18 protein-coding genes and 1 pseudogene are annotated in these 25094 nt (G+C 58.3%); 11 read left to right on the top strand and 8 right to left on the bottom strand.

Annotated elements, in window-relative coordinates; translation table 11 throughout:
- Positions 1 to 2: 2 nt before the first annotated feature.
- Positions 3 to 1682: a phosphoenolpyruvate hydrolase family protein gene (locus tag IVA93_RS38980; protein ID WP_247369491.1), complete on the top strand. Its 1680-nt coding sequence runs from the start codon at positions 3 to 5 to the stop codon at positions 1680 to 1682.
- Here the strand turns inward: IVA93_RS38980 and IVA93_RS38975 are convergent.
- Positions 1657 to 2331 carry a hypothetical protein gene (locus IVA93_RS38975; RefSeq protein WP_247371500.1) on the bottom strand — a complete coding sequence of 225 codons (675 nt, stop codon included), beginning with the start codon at positions 2329 to 2331 and terminating at the stop codon, positions 1657 to 1659. The two genes, IVA93_RS38980 and IVA93_RS38975, sit on opposite strands and share 26 nt — an antisense overlap.
- A gap of 1083 nt (positions 2332 to 3414) precedes the next feature.
- Here IVA93_RS38975 and IVA93_RS38970 point away from each other — a divergent pair.
- The 3 genes from IVA93_RS38970 (at position 3415) to IVA93_RS38960 (ending at position 7149) form a co-directional block, all read left to right on the top strand.
- Complete coding sequence (locus IVA93_RS38970; RefSeq protein ID WP_247369486.1) at positions 3415 to 4566, top strand: glycoside hydrolase family 88 protein; 1152 nt, start codon at positions 3415 to 3417, stop codon at positions 4564 to 4566.
- 10 nt (positions 4567 to 4576) lie between these two features.
- Positions 4577 to 5569, top strand: a complete 993-nt coding sequence (gene araD1 / locus IVA93_RS38965) for an AraD1 family protein (protein ID WP_247789972.1) — start codon at positions 4577 to 4579, stop codon at positions 5567 to 5569.
- Between the two features lie 227 nt (positions 5570 to 5796).
- Complete coding sequence (locus tag IVA93_RS38960) at positions 5797 to 7149, top strand: aminotransferase-like domain-containing protein (protein ID WP_247376973.1); 1353 nt, start codon at positions 5797 to 5799, stop codon at positions 7147 to 7149.
- Positions 7150 to 7207: 58 nt separating this feature from the next.
- Here IVA93_RS38960 and IVA93_RS38955 read toward each other — a convergent pair.
- Positions 7208 to 8652 (bottom strand): annotated as a pseudogene (locus IVA93_RS38955) (aldehyde dehydrogenase family protein).
- 257 nt (positions 8653 to 8909) lie between these two features.
- Here IVA93_RS38955 and IVA93_RS38950 point away from each other — a divergent pair.
- The 3 genes from IVA93_RS38950 to IVA93_RS38940 all read left to right on the top strand — a co-directional run bounded on the left by IVA93_RS38950 (position 8910) and on the right by IVA93_RS38940 (position 13545).
- Positions 8910 to 10121, top strand: a complete 1212-nt coding sequence (locus IVA93_RS38950; protein WP_247300053.1) for a CaiB/BaiF CoA transferase family protein — start codon at positions 8910 to 8912, stop codon at positions 10119 to 10121.
- Between the two features lie 74 nt (positions 10122 to 10195).
- Positions 10196 to 10975, top strand: coding sequence for an enoyl-CoA hydratase-related protein (locus tag IVA93_RS38945; protein WP_247300055.1), 780 nt, complete (start codon positions 10196 to 10198; stop codon positions 10973 to 10975).
- Positions 10976 to 12219: 1244 nt separating this feature from the next.
- On the top strand, positions 12220 to 13545 hold the full coding sequence (locus tag IVA93_RS38940; RefSeq protein WP_247789971.1) for an MFS transporter: 1326 nt from the start codon (positions 12220 to 12222) through the stop codon (positions 13543 to 13545).
- Positions 13546 to 14050: 505 nt separating this feature from the next.
- Here the strand turns inward: IVA93_RS38940 and IVA93_RS38935 are convergent.
- The 6 genes from IVA93_RS38935 to IVA93_RS38910 all read right to left on the bottom strand — a co-directional run bounded on the left by IVA93_RS38935 (position 14051) and on the right by IVA93_RS38910 (position 19869).
- Positions 14051 to 15286, bottom strand: a complete 1236-nt coding sequence (locus tag IVA93_RS38935; protein WP_247789970.1) for an NAD(P)/FAD-dependent oxidoreductase — start codon at positions 15284 to 15286, stop codon at positions 14051 to 14053.
- On the bottom strand, positions 15283 to 16158 hold the full coding sequence (locus IVA93_RS38930; protein WP_247369473.1) for a sugar phosphate isomerase/epimerase family protein: 876 nt from the start codon (positions 16156 to 16158) through the stop codon (positions 15283 to 15285). Before IVA93_RS38930 ends, IVA93_RS38935 begins: the two co-directional genes overlap by 4 nt.
- A gap of 28 nt (positions 16159 to 16186) precedes the next feature.
- The gene (locus IVA93_RS38925; RefSeq protein WP_247298923.1) at positions 16187 to 16507 is read right to left on the bottom strand and encodes a Rieske 2Fe-2S domain-containing protein; all 321 of its coding nucleotides are present in this window, start codon (positions 16505 to 16507) and stop codon (positions 16187 to 16189) included.
- Between the two features lie 154 nt (positions 16508 to 16661).
- Complete coding sequence (locus IVA93_RS38920; protein ID WP_247298921.1) at positions 16662 to 17657, bottom strand: sterol desaturase family protein; 996 nt, start codon at positions 17655 to 17657, stop codon at positions 16662 to 16664.
- A gap of 109 nt (positions 17658 to 17766) precedes the next feature.
- Entirely contained in the window at positions 17767 to 18597 is an 831-nt protein-coding gene (locus IVA93_RS38915) for a 3-methyl-2-oxobutanoate hydroxymethyltransferase (RefSeq protein ID WP_247478129.1), read from the bottom strand.
- A 336-nt stretch (positions 18598 to 18933) separates the two neighbouring features.
- Positions 18934 to 19869, bottom strand: coding sequence for a ribokinase (locus IVA93_RS38910; protein WP_247789969.1), 936 nt, complete (start codon positions 19867 to 19869; stop codon positions 18934 to 18936).
- A 246-nt stretch (positions 19870 to 20115) separates the two neighbouring features.
- Between IVA93_RS38910 and IVA93_RS38905 the strand changes: the two genes are divergently transcribed.
- The 4 genes from IVA93_RS38905 (at position 20116) to IVA93_RS38890 (ending at position 25067) form a co-directional block, all read left to right on the top strand.
- Entirely contained in the window at positions 20116 to 21003 is an 888-nt protein-coding gene (locus IVA93_RS38905; protein WP_247298918.1) for a helix-turn-helix domain-containing protein, read from the top strand.
- A gap of 430 nt (positions 21004 to 21433) precedes the next feature.
- The gene (locus tag IVA93_RS38900; RefSeq protein WP_247298915.1) at positions 21434 to 22948 is read left to right on the top strand and encodes an amidase; all 1515 of its coding nucleotides are present in this window, start codon (positions 21434 to 21436) and stop codon (positions 22946 to 22948) included.
- A 36-nt stretch (positions 22949 to 22984) separates the two neighbouring features.
- Complete coding sequence (locus IVA93_RS38895) at positions 22985 to 23842, top strand: branched-chain amino acid ABC transporter permease (protein ID WP_026233434.1); 858 nt, start codon at positions 22985 to 22987, stop codon at positions 23840 to 23842.
- A 7-nt stretch (positions 23843 to 23849) separates the two neighbouring features.
- Positions 23850 to 25067, top strand: coding sequence for an ABC transporter substrate-binding protein (locus IVA93_RS38890; protein WP_524502333.1), 1218 nt, complete (start codon positions 23850 to 23852; stop codon positions 25065 to 25067).
- Positions 25068 to 25094 lie beyond the last annotated feature (27 nt).

Below are 25094 nucleotides of genomic sequence, written 5' to 3'. Positions count from 1 at the left end.
GCATGGCCGCCAGAGCTGCCGAACGGGCGGGCGCGGATTTCGTGCTTGCGCTCAATGCCGGCCGGTTTCGCGCAATGGGTGGCTCTTCACCTGCCTCAATTCTTCCGATCCGCAACAGCAACGAATTCGTGGCTGGCTTCGGCCGGACCGAGATCCTGCCTTCAACGAAATTGCCAGTCTTTTTCGGGGCCTGTACCTTCGATCCAAAGCTCGACATCGACCGCTTTCTCGAGCGCATCATCAGGTGGGGCTTTTCCGGGGTCACCAACTTTCCTTCCGTGATCCACATCGATGACTACAGAAGATCTCTGCTGGAAAAGTCTGGCCTTGGCTACGAGCGGGAAATCGAACTCCTGGTCAAAGCTGCACAACACGGCCTGATGGCAATCGGCTATACGCGCACCCAGCCCGAGGCAAGGCGCATGGTCGAAGCCGGCGTCGAGGCCATCTGCATCAATTTCAATCTCAACCGGCCGATCGAAAGCGGATGCGACCCCACGATCAGCCTGTCCGAGCTCGCCGCGCGCACAAGCGCTGTTGCTCGCGTCGCTCAATCCATCGACAGGAACACGATCTGCCTGATGGGGGGCGGGCCAATTACGAAGCCTGACGAACTCCTCGATATCTGCCGCGAAACAGGTGTTCAGGGCTTCATCGGCGGCTCGTCGCTCGACCGCGTCCCGTTGGAAATGTCGGTCCTTGAGGTGACTTCAGGCTTCAAGACCATTCACTTGTTGCGGGAGAAGGTCGATCTTCTCGAGCGTCAGCTCCAATTGAGCGGGTTCAGGCACGGTGTGATCGCGCAATCCTCAATCATGAAGCGCGTGCTCGAGACTGCAAGGCGCTTGGCAGGCCATCCCAGTCCTGTGCTGGTGTGGGGCGAGGCGGGGTCAGGAAAGCGACGAATAGCCAGTCTGGTCCACGCCTTCAGCGACAAGAAACTGACCAAGCCGGCGCTGTTTCAATGTCGGCCCGGCCCAGCCATCGATACGGTCGGCGTCCTGTTCGGCGCCGGGCAGACTGAGACCAGGCGACGCCAAGTGTCGCTCCTGGAAACCGCAACGGATTCTACGATCCTGCTCATGCATGTCGATCAATTGTCGCGGGACGGGCAAGAGCGTCTTGCCGACTATCTGGAAACCGGCAGTTTCACGCCGCTGAATAGCGTAGCACTGGCACGTTCCTCTGCACGGATCATTGCAACTGCAACCGTTGCTCGCGGGGGGGCTCTTAACGCTGTACTATGCCCTCGGCTTGTTGCGCTGTTTGCCGGGCTGGATATTGGGTTACCCCCGCTGCCCGATCGTCTCGAGGACCTTCCGCAGCTTGTTCAGCATTTCACGGTCGAGGCTAAAGGAGATTCGAACGCCCAGACGCTCGGTATAGAAAATTCTGCGTTCTTGGCGCTCGCAGGCCACAACTGGCCGGGCAATTTGAGAGAATTACGCCAGATCGTGAATCAGCTGGTGACGTTGCAACAAACGCACATTACGGCTGATGTCCTGAGGCCACTGTTGACGGCGTCATCACCTCTGAAGCCGACAAGCGCGTTCTCCGAACGCGAGTGGATCATCGAGGGCTTGAAACGAAACAAGCTGCATCGAGGGAAGACTGCCCGGTATCTGGGGCTTTCAAGAAAAACTCTGTACAACAAGATCAAGGGGCTGAGGATCTTGGAGTAGCAGTTGCCCTCTTGTTTTTGCCCAACGGCCGCCTTGAAGCTGTCACGTCCAAGAGCGCGAACTTTGGGATCGACGACCCCTGTTGGTCAAGCCTGGCCAATTCCATCTCGTCGCAAATCCTCAGCGCGAGAGCCGTTTCCGGCAAGTAGACAATGCCATGGAGATGCGGACCAAGACGTCTCTCTGCCGATATCATTGCAGCATCATCGGCAGCGGCGAACAAGATCTTAAACCCCAGGCTAGCAAACCATTCCATGCGCCGAAGTTCGAGCTCCTGGCCGGAATCGACCGGTTCGCCAGCCGCAGATCGCTCAATCATGGACGCTGGTGGGAAATTTACTACTCCGCTGACCCCAGCTTTTTTCAACGCTTCGGCAACGTCCTCCCAACACGCGAACGGATCGATCATCATGATGGCCGCGTACGTGTGGGCGCGCGTTATCTCGGAAACGTTTTGCAAGCCGCGCAGCAGACAGTCATTCCAATCGATAATAGGCAAGGTAGCCATCACGAGTATGGAGCCCTTCGGAAGGCTGCGCAAAGATGGTGCGTAGATTTCCAACGACGCACCTTTACGGCCGACGGGCAGAAGACTGGCAAGTTTCCCGATGCCTGTCACTTTCAACGCATTATACCCGATTTTACTCATCGTATCATTCGCCGATCTTACACGTGATTTGAACCCGGTCTACATGTGAGCGCACGCCGGATCCGCTGGCAGACCGGGCTTGTCTGCTTCCTCCCTCGACTTAAGCCGCTGTTGGAGAAGTCCAGCAGCGGCCTCTTTTTCAGGTTCCGGGCCAGTGAGGGCATGCGATGCCACCCATTCCGTCAGAAGCTTTCCGAGCAGGCGTGCTTTTTTGAACTGCGGGGGACCATCTTCGAAGCACTCGCAGGAGTGTGGCTCCATCCGGTCCTTCCGCGGACATACTAATCAGATTGCAGGTAAAAGCAGGTCGGCATTCTGCGTGCGACACCCGATAAGTCTGTACGGCGCGGCGATCTCCTCCTAGTCGAAGTCCTCGATCCCGGACACCAAGGGCGGCGGGAGAAGCACGCAGACTTTCTTGGTGCATAAGATAGAACTTGTTCATCTTGGCTATGACCTGCGAGAATGTTCGTCTCGAACGATCTACTGAAGCTGGTCTCTCATGTCGGCCGAGGCGCTCGCAGGCTCGACGCACCTGCAGGTCTTCTTTCCAATGCTCGTTGATATCTGCTCAGCCTCCACGCGCGTCAGTCTCGGAAGGGTGATCTTCGGCATGTCCGGCCTCCTCTTAGGCACGACAGAGGGTTGTACCAATTGTAGAGCTCTTGCCGGGTGGCGCCGCCCGATCTTCGTACATTCCGACCGCGAAGCGTCCGGCCAGATCGTAGCCGAAACTTGTTGGGCGTTGCGTTAGCCTTGTGAGGACGAATTCGCGCGGCTCCTGCAGGGGGAACGTTCGCAGTATTCGAGGCCGATGCCCGTTGCGACTCGGACCGATAGCCGGTCGCGAGTGGCCATGTGAGCGCCGTTTAGGACAGCGATCGAGACCGTCGCACCAATCGTGACCCGACGAGCAATTTGGCAAGCAAGTGCGGGCTAGTCGGGGCGACCATAAGAGGGCAATGCCCCGATGTCAACCAAGAGAGCTGAACCAATCCTCAATTGATATATCTCAATAATCGTGCAACCCTTGCCATGTGTATGGAGTGGCCAAGCGCCCGATAACGGCAACAAGGACGTGAGATGACTAGGAACTGGGATGAAGCGATCGAGCGCATCAAAGATCGCATTCGTTCGACAGCGCAGCAGGTTGGCGATAGTTTCCCGCATTGGGCCGATCCAAATACCGGAATCTGGAAAACGACAGCTCATGGTGATTGGACCGGCGGCTACTGGCTCGGAATGTTGTGGCTTGCGTCGCGAGACGAGGCGGGCGAGCGCTACAAGCATTTGGCTGACGCAGTCTGTAAGCGTCTCGTATCCCGCGTAAATGCCGACACAGCCTTCAAGGCTGCGACGTTCTACTACGGTGCGGGCCTGGGGGCGCTGCTCGGAGGAAGCAAGTCAGCACGAGAGTTGGGTCTCGCAGCGGCAAGAGACATCAAACATCGATTCGACCCCAAGCTGGGTTTGGTGCCGCTCGGCGCAAATGCCGAAGAAGGATCACATGTTGGAGCGACCGCAAGCAGCATCGATAGCTTGGTGGTATCTCTGCTGCTCTTTTGGGCTGCAAGGGAGTCGAACGACAGCCAAATGCTGGACGTCGCCGCCAAACATACAGCCCGGGTTCTCTCAATCCATCAACGAGAAGATGGTGCCTTCGTTCAATCCTCTTCCCTCGACGTGCAGAGTGGCGAAGTGCTTCAACGCTATACGCACAAGGGATACAGCGAAAGCAGCGTTTGGGCGAGGGCGCAGGCATGGGGCGTGCTGGGTTCGACCATCAGTTGCCTCTCGGGAGGCATCGACGAGCGCTTCCTTGCTGCCGCAGTCAAGGGTGCGGATTGGTGGATTGATCACGTGCCAGCCGACGGCATTTCTTTCTGGGACTTCAACGATCCTGCGGCCCCGAATACTGAACGAGACACAGCCGCGAGCGCCTTCATGGCGTCTACTCTGTTCAAGCTGAGTTCGGTCGCGCCCTGTGAAGGCAAGCGTCAAAAATACAAAGATGCTGCGGAAAAGACGGCCGCCGCTCTCGTCGATGGCTATCTCACCCCGTTGGGAGACGATGACAACAGACCCGCCGGCATGTTGGTCGAGGGCTGCTTCAACAAACGGGAAGATTCTCGGCCCGAGGACTACGTCAAAAATGCCGAGCTTATCTTCGGTAGCTATTATTTGTTTGAGGCGCTGCTGATGCTCAGCGGCCGCCTGCAGCCCTCTGAGGTGTAAGGAACGCGAGATGCGACTAGTTCAATTTGTGACGCCGGAAGGCCGTCGGCAGGTGGGCGCCATTCTCAATGATGGTGCCCAGCCGGTGGTCGTTAAAGATGCGACGAGCGTCCGCGAGCTTGCGCTGGAAGCCGCGCGCTCGGATGCGTCCTTGGAACAACTTATTTCGGCACGGGGGGGTGAGGGAGAAGTCAATTACGACGAAATTGTTGCCGAGAAGAGGTTGCTTCTGCCGCTCGATCATGCGGAGCCGTCCCGCTGCACCATTTCCGTGACGGGCCTAACGCATCTCGGAAGCGCCGAATCTCGAGATGCCATGCACGCAAAATTAGCAGCAGATGATCTCTCCGACTCGATGCGCATGTTCAAACTCGGTCTTGAAGGTGGCAAGCCGAATCATGGAAGCATCGGGGTGCAGCCCGAGTGGGCATACAAGGGGAATGGTTCGTGGGCGGTGCCTCCCGAGCATCCGCTTAGTCTGCCGGCGTGGGCCGAAGATGGCGGCGATGAAGCAGAGGTCGTGGGCCTCTACGTCATCGGCGACCAAGGGGAGGTCCTGCGTGTGGGCTTCAGCCTCGGCAACGAGTACTCGGATCACGTGATGGAGCAGCAGAACTATCTCTATCTCGCCCATTCAAAATTGCGCGAGTGCTCTTACGGTCCCGAAGCCTTGCTCGGCGAACTCCCGAGTGACGTAACGGGTACCGTCCGCGTATCGCGGGCCGGTTCAACGATCTGGTCTGACAAATTCATTTCCGGCGAAGACAACATGTCCCATACCATCCGCAACCTTGAACATCACCACTTCAAGTATCGCGGTTTCCGTCGGCCGGGTGATGTTCACGTGCATTTCTTCGGCGCGAGCGTTTTGAGCTTCGCCGCCGGAGTCAGGCCGCGCAGCGGTGACGTCTTCGAGGTGGAATCGAAAGCGTTTGGCCGACCACTCCGCAACCCACTTATCGCGGACGAAAAGACGGAGCTCATTTCGGTCAAGGTACTGTAGGTTTCACAATCGAGGCAGGTCTACCTAAGTGACGCTTGGGTTCTTCATGGCGCAAGTGACCGTTGCGGCGAGGCGGCGGTCACTGACCTCTCCTGTATCCGGAGCGCTCCGCCGTCTTTCGACACATCGGAAATCTGTTGAAAATCAGCGGCTTCTCGCCCAAATTCGTGATTGCGAGCTCGGCCTCGGGAGTTGAAGGTCAAGGTCCTCTAAGATAAGCGGTTGAAATGCAAAAATGGTATCCCGAACTGCGCCCCGGCAAGGCACCCGCTTTTCTCCGTTTACTCGAGGCTATTGAGAAGGACGTTTCGTCCGGGTCGCTTGCTGTCGGGGCGAAACTCCCGACTCAGCGTGACTTGGCGGAGCGCCTCGGTCTCAGCGTCGGTACCGTGATCAAGGCCTACGCAGAGGGGCAACGCAGAAGCCTGCTCGTTGGCCACGTTGGCCGGGGGACGTTTGTTGCAGAACAGCGCCAGAGCGTCCAGTCTCGCGGGCGGGTCATCGACCTGAGCTTGAACATACCAGGCCCCTCGCGGTTGCCGAAAGTGCTCGCAGATAGCAGGTGGACGTTCCCCAGTGACATCTCCGATTATGTCGGCTACCTCTCTCAGTCTGGGGTGATGGATCATCGCAGCCAGTTCGCCAGGCTGTTGCGCGATACCGGCTTCGATACCGGACCTGACAATCTCGTCGTCACGAATGGGGCGCAACACGGGTTCTCGTTGACACTGAGCGCCATCTGTCAGCCGGGTGACAAGGTATTCGTGGAGGCCGCCACCTACCATGGCATGAAATCGTACGCTCATTTCGCCAAGCTTGAGCTGGTCGGGCTTCCAATGGATAGCGAAGGCCTCGTTCCGGAAGCGTTCGACAGAGCGGCGGCTTCGGGCAATGCGCGAGTGCTGTTCACGATGCCCACGGTCCAGAGTTCCACGGCCGCAATCATGGGAGCCGCTCGCCGCCAGGAGATTGTGCGAATTGCACGCAAGCACGACATCCTAATCATCGAGGACGATGCCTACGGCTTCTTGGACCAGGCCAGCATTCCTCTCGCCTCGCTGGCTCCGGAGCGGACGTTCTACGTCAATACGCTGTCGAAATGTCTGGCGCCCGGCCTACGCCTGGGCATGCTCGTCGTGCCCGAACAGTATATACCCCGTATCCATCAGGCCATGCGGGCGACCGTTTGGATGGCGTCTCCCATCTCCTCCATGATCGCCTCCGAGTGGATCGAGAACGGCCTTGCCGCTAAGGTGCGTCAGTCGTTGGCACAAGAAGCGAAGAACCGCGTCAAACTCGCTTCACAGATCCTACGGCCGCATGTTAGGGCCAACCATCCACCGAGCTTTCACGTCTGGCTGGATTTGCCGAGTGGCGCCGTCGAGCATGTTGCCGCCAGAGCATTGCAACGCGGAGTGATCACCACGCCGTCTTCCGCTCTGCTTGTCGATCCGTCGCTGATCTCGGGATTGCGAGTCTCGATCGGCGTGCCGGATCGTATCGAGGATCTCGAGTGGGCCTTGCGGCAATTGGCCGGCTCATTAGAGCCCACCAACGAAGCTGACATGTCCATCATCTGAAACCAGAATGCGCCGAGCGCATTCTGGTTGTGCTGTCTCTTCCGGAAGTGGCACCTGGTCAGATGTTGCCGCCGAAGGAATAGGACGTCTTGACTGTCGTGTAGAACTCGGCGGCATATCTGCCCTGTTCGCGCGGTCCGTAGGATGAGCCCTTACGGCCGCCGAACGGAACGTGGTAGTCCACCCCCGCGGTTGGCAGGTTGACCATGATCATCCCCGCTTGAGCATTGCGTTTGAAGTGACTCGCGTACTTCAGACTCGAAGTGCAAATCCCAGACGACAGTCCGAACGGGGTATCGTTTGCGATCTCCAGGGCATTTTCATAGTTACGAGCACGGATCACCGTTGCAACGGGTCCGAATATTTCCTCCCGTGCGATTCGCATTCGATTGTCGACTTCCGCGAAGAGGGCAGGAAATAAATAGAAGCCCGGCATATCTCGACTAAGCAGTTCGCCGCCAGCCACGAGCTTGGCGCCTTCATCCTGGCCTAGACGAATATAGCTGAGATCTTGATCGAGCTGACGCTGATCGACCACCGGGCCAATGTGGGTTCCGGCTCTGCAGGCGTCGTCCACTACAAGGGATTTCATACGTTCTGCCATTGCTGCAACGAAATCGTCGTGGACGCCATCTGTCACGATAAAGCGGGAGGAGGCAGTGCAACGCTGGCCCGTCGAGAAGAAGGCGCTGTTCACTGCACATTCGATGGCCACGTTGAGGTCGGCGTCGTCCAGAACGACCATCGGATTTTTCCCGCCCATCTCAAGCTGAACCTTTTTCATCGGATGAGCCGTCGTACAACTCTGCGCGATGTATTCCCCGTGGAGGTCGAGCCGGTGAATGAAATCGCGGCAATTTTGATATTCTTCAGCATGGCCTCACCAACGACGGAGCCGCGGCCCATGACGAGGTTGAACACACCTGGCGGAATACCTGCGCGCGAGATGATCTCCGTTAACGCGTGCGCCGATCCTGGCACCAGCTCTGCTGGCTTGAATACGACCGTGTTCCCGCACGCGAGAGCAGGAGCAATCTTCCAGGCAGGAATCGCGACGGGAAAATTCCAGGGCGTAATGAGCCCCACAACGCCCACGGGTTCTCGGGTAATCTCGACGTCCACGCCAGCGCGAACGGACGGCAGCTTCTCGCCTGCAAGACGCAGACATTCACCCGCGAAGAACTGGAAGATCTGTCCTGCACGCGTGACCTCGCCAATCCCCTCTGGAAGGGTCTTACCCTCTTCGCGGGAGAGAAGCCGCCCAAGTTCCTCCTTCCGTGAAAGGATCTCGGCGGCGATCGCATTGAGGCAATCGTGCCGAGTCTGGATGGTTGAACGGGACCAGGCTCGGAAAGCGTCGAATGCCGCGTCAATCGCTCGCTCCACATCGCTTGCCGAAGCTTGCGCAAATTCGCCGACCACGTCGGACGTGTTCGAAGGATTCACGTTCGGCACTGCGTTCGACGCAGCAAGCCATTCCCCGGCGATGTAATTCAAATTCATCGGTGTCCATCCAAATTAGGTTCGTCGAAAAATGCCATGCGGGCGCGATGGCGAATTCATCATCGCTCTACGCCGGCGTTGGTACCGGAATTCCCGGGGACAGTGCTCGACCGCGCCGCAATCCAATTCCACATATATTGGGATATATCAATGCCGCATTGAGCTAGCATATGATTTGACCTGCTTAGGGTTGTGCTGTAGCTTTCGTGTGCCGGCTTGTGGCCAGCCAAAATCAGATTCATTAGAGAGGTCGCCAAGTGATCGCTGAACCCGCAGACAACACGCTCACCCCGAAAGCCGGCGCCCTTAATGGAATTGTCGTGCTGGAAGTGGGAATGGTGATGCAGGTCCCTCTTGCCGGCCAAGTCTTGGGCGATCTCGGCGCGGACGTCATCAAGGTCGAAAGACCCCAGGGCGACATCACCCGTGGGCTCGATTTCGAGGCGACTCGAGTTGGCGGAATGAGCTCCTACTATGCAGCCATGGGACGGAATAAGCGTACACTCGCCCTGGATCTCAAGAACCCAGTCGCCAAGGAAATCCTGCTTCAGCTGGTCGATAAGGCCGACGTGCTCATGCATAACTTTCGACCGGGCGTGATGGAGCGACTAGGCCTCGGATTCCCCGAACTGAGCGCGCGCAATCCTCGGTTGGTCTATGCCGCTGGGTTCGGGTTCGGTGAAAGCGGGCCTCTGGCGAGCCGGCCCGGCCAGGATATGTTGGCGCAGGCTTTCAGCGGGCTTGCTCGCGGCGGGCTTGAAGAGCATCAACCGCCTCACTTGACCAATTCGCCTATCGTTGACTACGGCGCTGCTATGTCGCTTGTACAAGGTGTTCTCGCGGCCCTTATTGAACGTCAAACCTCCGGGCTCGGCCAAGTCGTTTCGACCTGTCTGTACGATGTTGCACTCGCCATGCAACTCTGTGAAATTGCGAGCGAGAGCATTTACGGAACGAAGACGAACTGGATCAGTCAGTCGATCTTCTTCAAAACTAAAGACGGCTGGGTGTCGGTGGTTATGCTGTTCCGTGACAATCCGCTTGGGCTGATGTGCCAAGCGCTCGGTCTACCCGACATCAGCACGCGACCTGAGCTGTCAACCCGCGAAGGTCAGGTTGCGAATCTTTCGAGGGTTCAGGAACATTGCGCGGAGGCGATAGCCTCACTCACGACCGAGGCGGTGGTGCAGCGACTGTCTGAGGTGGATCTCCTTTGCACGGCCGTCAATGAGATCGCGGACGCGGTCAGTCAGGCCCAAACTGCGCACAATGGCATCATGTGGCAAGTAGATGTACCGGGGCGCGGAACCGTCCCGTTGGCCGGTCTTCCGATTAGCCTGTCGCGTACCCCGCCAGGCATCCGGATCCACCCAGCACCGATCGGTGCTGCCACCGACGAGGTGTTGTCCTCATTCGGATTCTCAGTCGAGACCATTACCGATGCCCGCAATAGAAGGGCGTTCGGCTAGCCGCCGTGACCTTCGTTCGCGGCTTGCGCGAAGAAGCGCCATAAACTCCAAGCCAAACCTTCACGGATCACGCTTTGACCACATCAGACCTCGTCATCGCCTCCACGCCGTCCGCACATGTTCGGCTGTTGAGCATGAATAGACATGCGAAACGAAACGCTCTGAGCAATGAACTCATCGCACATATTGCCCAAGCCTGCCGCGCTGCCGTTTCCGACGAGGAGGTACGTTGCATCGTGCTCACAGGAGGCGACGCCTTCTTTTGTGCGGGCGCGGACATCAAGGAAATGCAGCAGCGCGGGTTCGAAGCCATCAACAACCCTATCAGGCGGAATGATTGGAGAGATATTACGACCTGCGTGAAGCCCATCATTGCAGCCGTTGAAGGTGTATGTTTCGGCGGCGGGAACGAACTGGCCATGCTCGCCGACATCGTGGTGGCGGGCGAGAATGCACAGTTTGGCCAGCCGGAAATCAATATAGGCGTGATCCCTGGCGACGGCGGCACTCAACGATTGACCCGCGTAGCAGGAAAATCATTGGCAATGTTGATGGTTCTGGGCGGTCAGCCAATTTCTGCTCAGGCCGCGCTGCGTGCCGGGCTCATCGCGGACATCGTCCCCACCGGCACGGCGAGCGCGCGAGCGCTCGAGATCGCAGGCCTCATTGCGCAGAAGCCGCCGCGCTCCGTCGAACTCGCCAAATCAGCGGTGCTCGCCGCGTATCAGACGCCTCTGGATGCGGGTGTGGAATTCGAACGACAGGCAATTCGGGTGGCCTTCACGACTTCGGACCAGCAAGAGGGCATGGATGCCTTCTTTGAAAAACGCCCGCCCAGATATCGGGGAGAATGAGATATTCGACGGAAGGGCCTTTGCCTTCCGTCATTGGTGCGGAACGGCTCCACCATGACGAGCCATAAGGCGGCGGTCTTCACCAATTGAAATGCCACTACCTGGCCATGCTCCCCTCTCGGCTTGAGAGTAAGGGAGCCGTTCGCAGTATTAGGTTCGCGATGTAACCGCCCAGTGGCTGAGTTCCTAAAACGGGCGATGTGCGACGCCACGGCGACTGACTCGTGCGTACTGTTAGTGATGCGCACCTTCGTCGCACCTCGCAAGAAGTGCAAAGCGCAAACCGTCTTCGCCGTATGACAGGGCCGCGCAGCAATCTACTGAAGCATTGCCGACACCTCGGATGACGGCGGCCCAGCCGTTTGCCTTCCACTATGCTTCGTCAAGGTGGTTAGGATGGGAGTACAGCGACATGTCCGCGAACGCGATCACCTGCTCGTGCGCGTGAGTCCCATGGACGGCGACCGGAGATTCCGACTCAGCCCATCGTAACGCCGCTGTCCATTGCCTTTCCCCTTTGAGCACTTGAATTGTTGGTGTTGTTCAGTTGCGCCCGGACGTTGAGAGAGGCGGGCGCTGATCGCTCCCGCGGAGTCCGCGGTTCAGAGCCATTTTTCGTCGAGACGTTCGGCATTTCAGGCCCGCAAGGCAATCAACGCGCGGATTGGGATAGCGCAATCGGGCCGGGAAATACGGCAGCTGGGCTAGAATACGCTATTCTCCAGCGCCTTACAGGCGCTCCATATTTTCCGCAGCAGCTCTGCCGATCGCAAAACAAGTAATTAGCTAGCCCAAGACCGTATTGCTGTGTCGCAATCTTGACATTGGGCTATCTGCGTGTTGTGCTCCTCACGTACGGACTAGGGCAAGTACGACCGGCGTTGGGAAATAGCGACCGTAAGCGAGAGGCACTTTTCGCCCGCGGAGGATGCCGCCAACTCACGGCGCCATCGCCATAGAAAGACGAACGCGACGCGCAAAGCGCGGGTGCAACAGGAGGGAAACGGTGAAATGAGCCAGACGCTCGCATATGCAGGCTGCTTGCAATATCAAAACGAAATGGCTCGGGGACGTCTTCTCCGCGCACCTCGGTCTTCTCGCCTGAGTTCGCCCCTCACAGCGCGGAGGTGCTCGCTTGTATTCCGCATCAGCGCCACGGAAGCCCACGAACGGCGATGACCTCTCGCCTCGGACTCCTGCACCCATCATCCATGACGAATTGATTAAAAGAGCGGAAGCAAACCATGCAATTGACAGCACACCCCGTAGGGGACGTCGTTGAGATCGAAAAGTCCGTCGCGACGAGGTCAATGACTCTGGGCCTCGGCGGGGGCGTCGCCCTCGAATTCTACGACTGGCAGCTCTATGGCTTCATGGCGGCATTCCTGTCGCCGCACTTCTTTCCAGCCACTGACCCTGTCGTCTCGCTGCTCGCGGGACTGGCAGTATTCGGAGCAGGGTTTGCCGCACGGCCTTTAGGGGCGGCGCTGCTCGGCCCGATCGCAGATCGCATCAGCCACAAAGCCGTGATGCTGATCGCTGTTTCCGCCATGGCACTATCGTCGCTGATGATCGCAGTGCTGCCAGGCTACAAGGATCTCGGCATCACTGCCACCATCGTGCTGGTTTCCCTTCGGCTGGTGCAAGGCCTCGCCGTAGGCGCCGAAGCGGGCGTTGCCAATGCGATCGCGATCGAATTGGCACCGGTAGGTCAGGAGGGACGATACCTCGGACTGATCAATGGCACATTCATCATGGTGGGCTCGATCGGAGCCAGCTTGGTTGCTTTCCTGGTCAGCGGCGCCGTGTCCCCTGAAGTCATGCGCGATTGGGCTTGGCGCGTTCCGTTTGGAGTCGGAGGTGTTCTAGGCTTGCTCATCATCTATCTTCGGCAGACCCTTCCAGAAACCCTAATCGCTCGCGCTATGCATCGGGTCGACGAGGACTCGCGCATCCAAAAAACGACTGGCGGAGTGTGGAAAGCGCTTTGGAAGGCAAGGCTGTCCCTTTTCGCCGCGATTCTGGTTGTTGGCGGCGTGCAGATCGCTAATTACACGTACAATTTCGGTTTGCCTAACATTGCCAATGGCGTATTCAAGGAAAACAGCACTTATGTGTATGGCATCGTGACGGTCATGGGCGCGATTTGGATGGTGTTCTCGCCGACAATCGGTGCCTTTGCGGATAAGGTGAAACCATCGCGGGCGTTCGTGATGATGCGCCTGCTGCTAATCCCGTCGTTCTTTCTATCCCTGCTCTATGCCGAGAAGAGCATTCTGACCTTCTCAATCGTTATGTTGGTGGGCGGAACTCTGGTCGGCTGCAATATGGCGCTCTATAACTTTATTGCCACAACGTTGATGCCCAGAAATATTCGGACCACCGGCGTCGCGCTCGGGTACGCTATTGGCGCAACGATATTCGGCGGTACCACACCATTCCTGCTGCTGTGGCTCCAACGCTCTAATCTGTCCTGGGTGTTTCCATTCTACGGCACGGCCGTCGCGTTGCTTAGCATCATAGTTTATCTGATCGCGAAAAAACGAGGCGGCGTCTACGTCGGGGATTAGGCACGGCGGGGCTTCGTCTCCTACTTCTGGCTACCCCAGCGTGAACGATCCACATCACGAAGGGCCCCGCATTGGACGGGGCCCTTCTCATTCAGACCGATTGCAACACGGAGATTTGGCCTGCTCTGGATCGAGGGTCATCCGCAGATTATAGACGTTTGTGATCGATAGTCGCAGTCCTAGACGAGGCCCTCGGCGGGCACTCCGGGCAGGTTTTCGGTCCTCGTATCTAGGACCATTCGATCGTGGCCGCGGCGCCCCCCCAAAGTCGGCCGGGGATGGATCCTGGCGCGACGTCGAGCGCAAGCTGATTGGCGCAGGGAGCGCAGCGATCAGCATCCAGCCGTTCTACCCCGCGCTCGTATAGCTCCAGCGTCATTGAGGACCACATAAGCCAGCCGCGTAGCGCGCCCGAGCGGCGAGCAGCATAGGCATCGGATTAACGCCAGTTCTCCGGCTGCAATCAGGATCGGCGCTGAGGCGGTCTCGGATACTGAATTCTATTCTAACCCATTAGTTTCTTCATGTTCATCTCGGGGCTTGCGAGCGCGTCTACTGGAGGTCTAAGCCGCCTCGCGATCATGATTTCGGCGGCACGAATTTCTCTCGCTACGACACCTAGGCTCCCGAATCCGCATGCGGCCACCAGGCGTCCATCTGCTGCGAGGTAAAACAAGATCTGAGCCCTCGCACCAAAATCTCTGATTATGGGAATTCCTCCTTCCGGAACGAGGCCCACGATTTGCAGTGTCTCGTCGTACTGATCCGACCAAAACCAAGGAACGTCCTCGTAAGGACGGTTCTCGCCCAACATGTTCGCCGCCGCCGCCGCACCTTGCCGCCGGGCATTGCGCCAGGCCTCCAGCCTGATTCGCTTTTCGTAGAGGCGGTGAGGAAACGAACAGCAGTCACCCGCCGCGAAAACGTGCGGATCTGAAGTCGCGAGCGTCTCGTCCAGAGCGATACCGTCCTCGATTGCTAGTCCCGCCGCTTGCGCAAGGCCGACATTCGGCGTCGCGCCGACCCCAACGATCACGAGATCGGCGTCACGCGAGCGACCGTCGGCCATTACCACTTTGGAACGGCCTTCGCTCCTATCGATGCGTTCGACGATCGCGGCTATCTCGATGCGCACGCCAGAACGTTCGTGCTTGGCTTTGATCAACTCGGCCATAGAAGCTGGCACTGCCCGCGTAAGTAGCCGCGATCCTGCCTCGAGTACGGTCACCGAAGCACCTCTCGAGACGGCGCTCGCGGCAACCTCAAGCCCGATGAAGCCGCCTCCGATCACGATCACGTCGCATCCTTGACCAATGACATGGCGGATGCGCGTGGCGTCCTCGTACGTCCGTAGTGTCGCCACCTCGGCTCCTTCGGCGATCGGAACGCTCAGTTTCCGAGGTCGGCCTCCCGTGGCCAGTAGGAGACGGTGATACGCTATCGCTGAGCCGTTTGAGAGCGTAACCATGTTGGCCGCGCGATCAATTGAGACCGCTTCGCTTTCCTGGAGATACTCTATTTCCAACTCGGCAAGGCGTTGTGACGTCACAATCAGCTTGGGTCCAGGGTTCATTTCGTCGAGCAGGAGCGCCTTGGATAGAGGCGGGCGCTCATATGGCAGTATAGTTTCGTTGCCTACTAAGGCCAGTCTGCCCCGCCATCCACGTTCGCGCAGGGCGATGGCGGCGGCTGTGCCGGCTTCGCCCGCGCCGACAATCACTATTGTGGATTTTGCACTCAAGTGGCCACCCGATCGCCAGTTGAAGGCGGCGCATCGTTTGCCAGACTCTCGAACACGTTGCGCACGAGGGATTTGAGTAAGAGAGCTTCCTTCCAACGATCTGTGCTGTCGTTGCCTTGTCGGTCGGTAATTGCATAAGGCTGCGGACCAAGTTCGCAGACGAAAGCGAGACGGGCATCCGCACCAGCGCGCCTTTGCCAGCTCTTGAATCCATACTTCCACCAATAGAGAAACAGATCCAACCAGATTTTGTGCTGAGGGAACGTGATCTCAACCTGTATCTGCTCGCGCGATGCAACGCGGCCATGAAATGCCCAGGTGCGGTCGAGCACCTGCCGCACCTGCGCTTCGTCTTCGTCCGAGATCGGATACCAAAACTCGCGGCCCAATAGGACGTGCGAGAGATCAGCGAGCATCCGCATCTCGGGAACCTGATCCATCAACTCGAGTGTAAACAGGAGATCTGTCGTCATCCTATTGCGATGCGTCTCGAAGTAGATCGGCATGTTCGCATCTTGCGCCACCCTGATCCAGCCTTCCAGCAGCGGGACACAGTCGGCGACACGGCGCGGGCGAATGTCAGGCTGGACGTCGAGATGCACGACGTCGAGGCGCCGAGCAAGGTCAATGGCAGCTTTCAGGTGATCGATCGTCTGCGGGAAGCACATACCCTCGACTGCAAGTCCCGAGCCGTCTAGGGCACGTGCAATCAGGGCGACGCGCGCAGGATCAGTGCACGAGGTGCTAATGCCGTCGAACCCGGCTTCTTGGATCATCGCTATGTTCTGATCGATGGAACGTTCGACCCCGTCGGGCTGGCGCCGTTCCATCGCCCAAAGGGACTGTAGTATAAGCAAGCTCTGCTTCGACATTGTCCTGCATTCCGCCCTTTGGCTCCGTTTAGAGCTTGATGAAGACGGTGTCGTTCTCGACCTTCACCTCGTAACTGCGCAAGTCGACGCATGCGGGCAAAGCACGCGACTCGCCCGTTCGGTAGTCGAAGGTCCCGAAGTGCTTGGGACACTCAATGATTCCGCCGTCGACGATGCCATCCGCTAGGTGGACTTTCTCGTGGGAGCAATGGCCATCGATCGCGAAGTAGTCTCCCTCGGGAGAGCAAACAATAACAAACGTGCGGCTACCATGATCGAAGCGAAGGGTCTCTTCGGGCATCAATGCATTGGTAGCACAGGCGGAAACCCATTCTCCTTGGCTGGTCATTCCGTATCCCTCTAAATCTATATCGCAACAATTGCACCGATGCCTTGGCAAATCCGCGACCGGCGCAGATGTCCTTGGCGGGCGGACGGGAGGCTCCCGCGCGTGCGCAGTGCTCGTAAGAAGAGAGCCGGACGGACATTCCGCAACATCAGAGCTAACTGCCGCGCGCCCACTTCTTGGCCTTTATGCGTTTGTACATCCTCTCGTCCGCTTCCGGAGAACCGTCGTGAGCTGTGCCGAACCACTCGTCGAGCGGGATGCGACGCTCACCGTAGTTCACTTCGAAATACTTGTGGTGGAGGTAGTGATAGAAGTTGTCCGTGTTGACGGCCTTCGCATCGTCCACCACCACCCGGTCGAAACCGGTGTGAGACTTCGCGGCGGACAACCCTGCGTGCATGAGCTGAAACATTGCATGCACCGGGTGGGAGGGCACGACGAAATGGATCAGCACGCCGGAAAAATAGGCGATGTGTTCAAGGGGAGACATTGACAAGCCCGACCACGGCCCCGGGTTTACGTTCTTGTGGTGTACTTTGTGTACGATGTGGTACAGCGGCCCGATATGAATGAGCCGGTGAATCAGATAGAAGTGCAACTCGCGCCAGACCGGCATCACCAACACGAGGATGGCGCAGTACACCGGGTGCTGTCCGAAATCGACGTACGGCAGATAGCTGTTAGCGTAGAGCCACCAGGTGGCCGCCTCGTATGCGGTCCATACTGGCACCGCGCTACACATGGTCCAAAACACGTTCTCAGCCGTCTGGCTTCCGAACATAAAGGCCGTATTGTCGGTGTCGGGCCACTTTGCATTATACTTGAAGTTGGTTTCCTGGCGCCGTTGGATATAGAGGATGAAGTGAAAGCTGCCATAGACTAGGAGCGTTAGCCCAGCGTTGCGCAGCAGAATGAGCAAAATCCAGTCAGCGCGGAATTCCCGCATTGTATCAAGCGCGGGTGTCAGATAGATCCACGATACAAGCGAGATCACGAAATAGAGGGTATTCCAGGGCAAGAAGTACCCCGGCAACCAACGAATAACTTTCTTCGGTTGCACTGGCCAGACAAAAATCGGCGCGCGTTCGGGCCTCTTGTTCGGTGTCCAATTCCCGCGTTTGTCGCGCGCCCCGTATAAGATGTCATCCATATTTGCTACTCCATCAACGTTTTGAAGAGAGAAGCTCGCCTATGCGGCCAGATTCTCAGGCGCCGAGACATCATCGCGGTCATCGCCCGCACGAGACTCAGATCAGAACTCAAAAGCCCTCTTGCTTCAGCCTTGACATAAACTCGGCGAATTCGTCGTCGTCGATAATCGAGGTTTCCTGCGGCCCCGGAAACGCGTTCGCACTGACGTCAGCGCGAAATGCACTGAGGGCTTTCACACGCTCTTCCTTGACACGCTCTTGCAACGCTTGCAGGTTTCCATAGGTCCGGGCGTGCCGGGGCCGCCGGCCTTCGCCACCACATATGTCCTCGGTGAAGAGAAAGATAACGTCCGCATCAGGTCCGGAGCCAAGCGAAACCGTCACCAGTCCGGTTCGCCGACGGATCTCTGCCATGACTCTGGCGGGGATAACCTCGCATTCGACTGCAAAAGCGCCTGCCTCTTCGAGGCGGCGGAAGCGATGAAAAAGCGTCAAGGCCTCGTCGGCATTCTTGCCGAAAGCGCGAAGCTTTCCGACCCAGGTCGATTTCCTTGGAACGAGTCCCAGGTGACCCACGACCGGGATATCTTCGGCCGCGAGCATAGAGACGGTCGCCATGCCGCGTGCCGTGATGACCGCATCGGCGCCGTCGGTCAGCGCCTTCAATGCGGTGCGTAGGATATCGTCCCGGGTTACGGCATCGGCAAAGCCCAGCGCCGCAGTGACGAAAAGCCGTTTCGAACCCTTGCGCACGGCCTCCACGTTGCGGGCGCGGGCAACCAGCATCTGGACACCAGCTTCCTCCGCAGCTGCTGCCTCGTCCGCCGTCTCAGCGGTGACTTGAGTGTAGCGCTTGCCCGAGTCTCGGGCCGCGCACAGATCGGCTACGGTCACCGTGCGCTCAGCTTCGCGCGCGGCCCAATCGTAAATCCGCGGCATCTTGCTCACTAGCTCTCAAAGTTATTGCCAAAGGTCCGGCGCGTCGAACCGGCGCCTGTCAAGGAATTTCGGAGGGTCGCCTCGCCACCTATCAACTGCGTGTCGTCCTTCGGTCGAGTGTCCATGTACAAAGTCGTCAAGCCGCCGGCCATCACTGTGCCCATTGTTCGATATGCGGATGCCCTGCAGCGACAGCGAGACCATGCCAAACGAAGTGCGGCGGGTTTGGATATGGTGGCTCACAGCCGCTCCTCACCTCGCTCATGCCTCTCTTGACGACGGAGCAGGCCAAGTCGGCATCTGGAAGCATGTGGTTCAGGCTCATTCTGAATCCTTTCAAGTCGACGCGAAACTTGTACGATACATCTCGTCGACTGCTCTACGTGTTGCCATGCCAGGAATGACCCCGAGCTTGGTGCAGACCAGGGCGCCGCAGCAAACCCCGAACCGCGCCGCTTCGATCACATCCCGACCTTCGGCCAGAGCCACGGCGAAGCCGGAATTAAACGCGTCGCCAGCGCCAGTCGTGTCCACGACGTCGACCTCGGCGGCTGGGATGGCTGTATCGATCGTGTCGGTCACAATGAGCACGCCGCGGTCGCCAAGGGTTACGATGACATTGGCGGCGCCGCGCTTGCGCAGCATCTCCACTAGCTCGCGCGAAGGGCGCGGATCGTCCGGCCGTAGACCGAGCAGAATACGAAGTTCGCTCTCGTTCGGCGTCAGGTAATCGACTAGCGGGAAAATCTCATCAGGAAGCGGCGCGGCGGGAGCTGGATTAAGGACAGTTTTCTTGCCGTGTTTTCGGCCCAGCTCCATGGCTCGCATTGCTACCTCGACCGGGGGTTCGAGCACCGCCATGACGACGTCGCTCTCCCGGATGCGGCTCTCGGCGCGATCTACATAAGCCGGGTCCATAGCGTTGGTTGCGCCATAGTCCATGATGATGAAGTTCTCACCGCGCTCGTTGAGAATGATGAAGCCCACCGCCGTCGGACTCTCAGCGATTTGCTTGACATGCGCCGTACCAACGCCCTCGGCTTTGAACAGATCGGTTGCGATATCGGCGAACTTGTCTTTGCCGATGATGGCCACCAGCGAGGAGTCCGCCCCCAGCCGCGCGGTCGCAACCGCCTGGTTTGAGCCCTTTCCGCCAGGCCCCATATCGAAACTGCTGCCGAGCATTGTGACGCCGAAGACGGGAATGTTCGGAGCCCTAATGGTAAGTCCCACCGCGAAGCTGCCTACGACGGTGATTTTCGGTTTACCCATCGATTCCTCCCTTGAAGGTGCTTAAGGCTCGCGCTTGTGTGGATTGCCTCCACGATATCGGCATAAGGAAAGTGCGGCGCTCAACGTGAAGGCGCTGTTCGCGGGCGCTGAGTATTGACACCAGCTCCTCCCTAAATACTCGCAGCAGCCGCCCAAGGAGACAAAACGTGCATCCAGGATGGCCCATCGGCGAGTTTGCTTATTAGTCGTTGTGAGCGAGCATAGATGTGCAGCTCGTGCGTAGAAATGGACAAAGCACGCTCTGACTTATATAAAACGCGCATGGTAAAAATACTGCAGCGCACATTTTTCCCTGAGAGCCATCAGTATGTCCTTCCTGATGTCGCCTGGACTCGCTGCGCCTTTACGGTGCTGAGGGCTGGTAAAGTCATCACTGCCCCTGACCATCACATCGCGCGAGATAGCTATCCGGGCCAGGACATTCTCTACTGCACAGCGGGTCATGGCTTCGTATCGAGCGAGGGAAGGACATTGAGCGTTGGGCGCAATCAATTGATGTGGATCGCCAACGAGACACCGCATGCGCACTGGCCCGACGAGAGCGATCCCTGGACCGTTCTATGGGTACGGATCGACGGACCAAACTGTGCAGCCATTCGGCGAAAGGTGTTCGGCGGTGGTGCAACCCTCGCAACAATATTGGCGCCGAACAACATCGACCGGTGGTTCGAAGAGCTGTTTGGTGTTTTGCGCGCTCGAGATGATAACGTCGATATGGCCCTCAATCACCTTGTGGCAGAACTGCTGCACCTCATAGCAGCGCCTTCACCTCCGCACGGTGAGTCTCGTCTTCCAGCCCCATTGCGCGCCATCGTCTCAAAGATGCGGCAGGCTCCAGCGCGATCCTGGCATGCCGAGGAACTGGCCTCCGTCACCGGTCTCAGTGCCGCACAAACGCGGCGGCTATTCCAAAGGTATCTACAGATCAGTCCGCGGCGCTGGCTGATCCGAGAGCGTATTTTGATGGCGCAAAAGTTACTTTTGGAAACTGACGCGGGGCTCGATGCTATCGCCGAACGCTGCGGTTTCTGCGACGTCTATCACTTCAGTCGCGAATTTAAGCGCAGCACTGGCACGGCCCCCCGTACTTGGCGGCGCGCCGAAGGGAATTGAATCGATACGTTGCAGCTTTCAACGTCTGGCCATTAAATGTTTGGAGCACATCTCCAAGGTGAAGTAGCTGGATGTTTCCCTGCGGAAACTAAGCCGCTAATGCATTGCGTTGCTCTGTCAGATCGCTGCCACATTGCAACTCTAAGCTGACGACGCTGGTTTGCTTGTGTCGCCGCGCCGCTTCGTCAAAAACGAGCTGCTCGCGTTAACCGCGACAGGAAGTGGCAAGGTTTGGCGGCTCGGCAGGGGCTCCGCACCCAAATGCATTCAGCACCCGAAGCCGTTTTACCCAATATTACCCAGATCACGTTGCGCGCCCACTTTGGGCGAATGCACTTGCTCCGCAGTATGTGGCGAGTAAGTGGCCATCGTAGAATAATCGATGGGCGGCACGTCCAAATGCCGGGATGAAATTTCTTAGGAGAGCCTCATGTCAGTCGCCCTTCCCACGCCAACCCAGCTTCGTAGCATCGCCGAACAGTGTGGTCTCTCACTGACCGATGAGGACGTTGCCTCGTTCCTAGGCCTGATGCAGGGCTCGCTCGAAGCGTACAATCTCGTCGCTGCAATGCCCGACGAATTGCCGGTGGTCAAATATCCACGCACTCCGGGCTATCGGCCGTCACCGGAGGAGAACCCGCGCAACGCCTGGTACCGCAAGTCGACGGTGAAGGGCGCGGCGAGCGGCAAGCTCAAGGGCAAGACGGTGGCCCTGAAGGACAACATCATGCTGGCCGGGGTGCCCATGATGAATGGCTCGGCCACCCTCGAAGGCTACGTACCCGACTTCGACGCCACCATCGTTACGCGCATGCTCGATGCTGGTGCCGAGATTGCCGGCAAGGTTCACTGCGAGGCCTTCTGTCTCTCGGGTGGCAGCCACACCAATGCGACCGGTCCGGTGCATAATCCACACAGGATGGGCTATTCGGCCGGCGGTTCTTCCTCGGGAAGCGGGGTTGTGGTCGCGCTGGGCGAGGTCGACATGGCGATCGGGGGCGACCAGGGCGGCTCGATCCGCATGCCATCCTCGTTCTGCGGCACATACGGTATGAAGCCGACCTGGGGTCTCGTTCCCTACACGGGCATCATGCCGATCGAGGTCTTTATTGATCACACCGGACCGATCACGGCAACAGTGGCCGATAACGCGCTGCTGCTCGAGGTGATCGCCGGTGACGACGGCTACGATTCGCGCATCAAGGCACCAAAGGTTGACGAATACACCAAGGCCTTGGGTGCAGGCATCAAAGGGATGAAGATTGGCATCCTTAAGGAAGGTTTCGAGCAGCCGTCCGCGGAGGCTGCGGTCAATGAAAGCGTGCGCGAGGCAGCCAAGCGCTTTAAAGATCTTGGTGCGACTGTTGAGACCGTCTCCATTCCGATGCATCTCCTGGGGGCGGCGATCTGGACCCCGATCGGAACCGAGGGCGCCGTCCAGACCATGATGTTCGGCGACGGCTATGGTCTCAGCCGAGGCGATCTCTACCCGACCTCACTGATGGATTTCCATCGCGGGTGGCGGCGGCAGGCAGACTCGTTGTCCGAGACGAACAAGCTGTTCCTGTTGCTCGGCACTTACATCAACAACACATTTGGTTCCAGGTTTTACGGCAAGGCCGTCAATATTTCCCGCCGCCTCGCTGCAACATACGACAAGGCTCTCGAGACCTATGACCTTCTACTCATGCCGACGACGCCGATGAAGGCAACGCCGCTGCCGCCTGCCGGCGCCAGTCGCGAAGACTATTTCACTCGCGCGATCGAGATGTTCACCAATACCGCGCCATTCGACATTACGCATCATCCAGCCATGTCACTGCCCTGCGGAATGGTCGACGGCCTACCAGTGGGCCTGATGCTGGTCGGTCGTTACTTCGAGGAATCCACCGTCTACCGCGCCGCCCATGCTTTCGAACAGATGGGCGACTGGAAGAAGATGTGAGACGGGCTGCGATGGCGTCCGGGTGGATCGCAACATATGACTAACGCATTCATGGCGGCATTCGACATTCTGAGCTTCGGCGCGATCATGGTCCTGATCGTACTGGGCCTCGGAGTCATAGCGAGCATGATGGGCATCTTCAATTTTGCCCAAGGCGAGTTCGTGTTGCTCGGTGCCTATATTACGTATCTCGCCTATAGCCATGGTCTCCCCGTTTGGGTCGGTATGGCGGCCGCACCGATCCTCGTCGGATTGCTGGGTTTTGTACTCGAAGCACTCATTATCCGCCGCTTCTATGCGGCACCGATCGTGGCGATGCTCGGCACCTATGCCCTCGGTCTTATCATCCGAGAAACGGTGCGGGGCCTGATTGGCGGCTTCTATCTGACGGTTCCGGAGCCGATTGGCGGATCTATCGCTATCGCCACTATGCACATCTCGGCCTGGCGCTTCGCGATACTCGTGATCACGGGTTTGGTGATGGGGGCCTGCTATCTGCTCCTGTCGCGCACGAGCTTCGGCCTGCGCGTTCGGGCGACGCTGGAAAATCCAGCGCTGGCGCGCGCCTCTGGCGTTTCGACGACGTTCATCTATGGCGCCACCTTTGCTTTCGGCGCAGCGTTAGCGGGGCTCGCCGGTGCGCTTATCGTGCCGGTTTTCGATCTATTTGCCGATCTCGGAATTCGTTTTCTGATCCAGGGATTTGTTGCCGTCATGGTCGGTGGCGTCGGCTCCTTCATCGGACCGGTGGCAGGGGCCGGCGTAATCGGCGCTCTTACCGCGGCGCTACCTTGGGCAGTGGCACCGGTAGTCGCCGACGTGCTCGTCTTCGTGCTTGCCATCTGTTTCATCAAGTTCCGCCCGCAAGGCCTCATCGCGCAAAGGGGAGTGTAGTCATATGATTGCTGATCGCGTCCAACTCACACGTCGTCGTTTCCTTTCGAACTTCGCTTTCACGGCTGGTGCGATCGCCACAGGAGCCAGCAGTTGGGTGATCCGCCCCGACTGGGCCAATGCGGCCGAAGGCCCCATCAAGGTCGGCATCGCGATCGATCTCACCGGCCCAATCGGCTTTGCCGGAAAGGCGGATGCCAACGTCGCCAGAATGGTGATCAAGGAAATCAACAATTCCGGCGGACTTTTGGGCCGGCCGCTCGAGCTTTATATCGAAGACACCGCCTCTAATGAATCGGTGGCGGTGGGCAATGTGCGCAAGCTGATCCAGCGCGACAAGGTGGACATGGTCCTCGGCGGCCTCGCGAGCTCGATGCGCAACGCGATCAAGGATGTAATCGTATCACGGGGCAAGACACTCTATATTTATCCACAATTCTATGAAGGTCAGGAATGCACACCATACCTGTTCTGCACCGGCGCCACACCGGCGCAGCAATGCGACACATTTATCCCTTGGCTGATCAAAAACGGCGGCAAGAGGTTTGCCCTTCCAGGTTCTAACTATATCTGGCCGCGTAATCTGAATGCATACGCCCGTAAGTTGATTGAAGCAAATGGCGGCGAGGTCGTGTTCGAGGAGTATTATCCTCTCGACCAGGTCGATTTCTCCGCTACTGTCCACGGGATTATCTCTAACAAGGTCGACACTGTCTTCAACACTGTCATTCCACCCGGTGTCGGCCCCTTATTCAAGCAGCTCTATGAAGCGGGCTATCTCAAGAACGGCGGACGGCTTGCTGCCGTGAATGAGGATGAGAATTATCTTAGCCTCCATCCGGTCAATGAGATGGAAGGGCTTGCGAGTTGCCTCGACTATTACAAAGCAGTCGCCAAAGATGATCCCGTCTCCGCCAGAATTCAGGCGGCCTATGAAAAGGACTATCCTGGAGATTCCCTGTTTGCCGCGAGCAGTGCCGCGCCCAGCACCTATCGCGGTCTGAAACTTTGGGAGGCCGCGGTCAAGGAAGCCGGGAAGGTCGATCGCGAGTCGGTGGCTGCGACGCTCGATCACGCCAAGATCGCGGAAGGTCCGGGCGGACCCGCCGAGATGGTGCCGGGCAAGCGGCACTGTAAGATGAACATGTACACGGCGGTGTGCAAAAGCGGGAAGTTTGAAATCGTGGAACGTAGCAATGGGCTTGTTGATCCCAGGGAATGCTGACGAGTCGCGGCGGAAGCGATGAGCGCG

It is taken from the genome of Bradyrhizobium sp. 155 (assembly GCF_023101105.1).
Classification (GTDB): Bacteria; Pseudomonadota; Alphaproteobacteria; order Rhizobiales; family Xanthobacteraceae; genus Bradyrhizobium; species Bradyrhizobium canariense_D.
The sequence above is the reverse complement of the archived record's forward strand: the minus strand, read 5'-3'. Positions and strand labels throughout refer to the sequence as shown.

Coding starts and splice junctions, on each gene's coding strand:
- IVA93_RS38960 (WP_247376973.1), top strand. CDS start 5,797: ATGCAAAAATGGTATCCCGAACTGCGCCCCGGCAAGGCACCCGCTTTT.
- IVA93_RS38930 (WP_247369473.1), bottom strand. CDS start 16,158: ATGTCGAAGCAGAGCTTGCTTATACTACAGTCCCTTTGGGCGATGGAA.
- IVA93_RS38970 (WP_247369486.1), top strand. CDS start 3,415: ATGACTAGGAACTGGGATGAAGCGATCGAGCGCATCAAAGATCGCATT.
- araD1 (WP_247789972.1), top strand. CDS start 4,577: ATGCGACTAGTTCAATTTGTGACGCCGGAAGGCCGTCGGCAGGTGGGC.
- IVA93_RS38900 (WP_247298915.1), top strand. CDS start 21,434: ATGTCAGTCGCCCTTCCCACGCCAACCCAGCTTCGTAGCATCGCCGAA.
- IVA93_RS38905 (WP_247298918.1), top strand. CDS start 20,116: ATGGACAAAGCACGCTCTGACTTATATAAAACGCGCATGGTAAAAATA.
- IVA93_RS38925 (WP_247298923.1), bottom strand. CDS start 16,507: ATGACCAGCCAAGGAGAATGGGTTTCCGCCTGTGCTACCAATGCATTG.
- IVA93_RS38910 (WP_247789969.1), bottom strand. CDS start 19,869: ATGGGTAAACCGAAAATCACCGTCGTAGGCAGCTTCGCGGTGGGACTT.
- IVA93_RS38920 (WP_247298921.1), bottom strand. CDS start 17,657: ATGGATGACATCTTATACGGGGCGCGCGACAAACGCGGGAATTGGACA.
- IVA93_RS38975 (WP_247371500.1), bottom strand. CDS start 2,331: ATGAGTAAAATCGGGTATAATGCGTTGAAAGTGACAGGCATCGGGAAA.
- IVA93_RS38980 (WP_247369491.1), top strand. CDS start 3: ATGGCCGCCAGAGCTGCCGAACGGGCGGGCGCGGATTTCGTGCTTGCG.
- IVA93_RS38940 (WP_247789971.1), top strand. CDS start 12,220: ATGCAATTGACAGCACACCCCGTAGGGGACGTCGTTGAGATCGAAAAG.
- IVA93_RS38895 (WP_026233434.1), top strand. CDS start 22,985: ATGACTAACGCATTCATGGCGGCATTCGACATTCTGAGCTTCGGCGCG.
- IVA93_RS38915 (WP_247478129.1), bottom strand. CDS start 18,597: ATGCCGCGGATTTACGATTGGGCCGCGCGCGAAGCTGAGCGCACGGTG.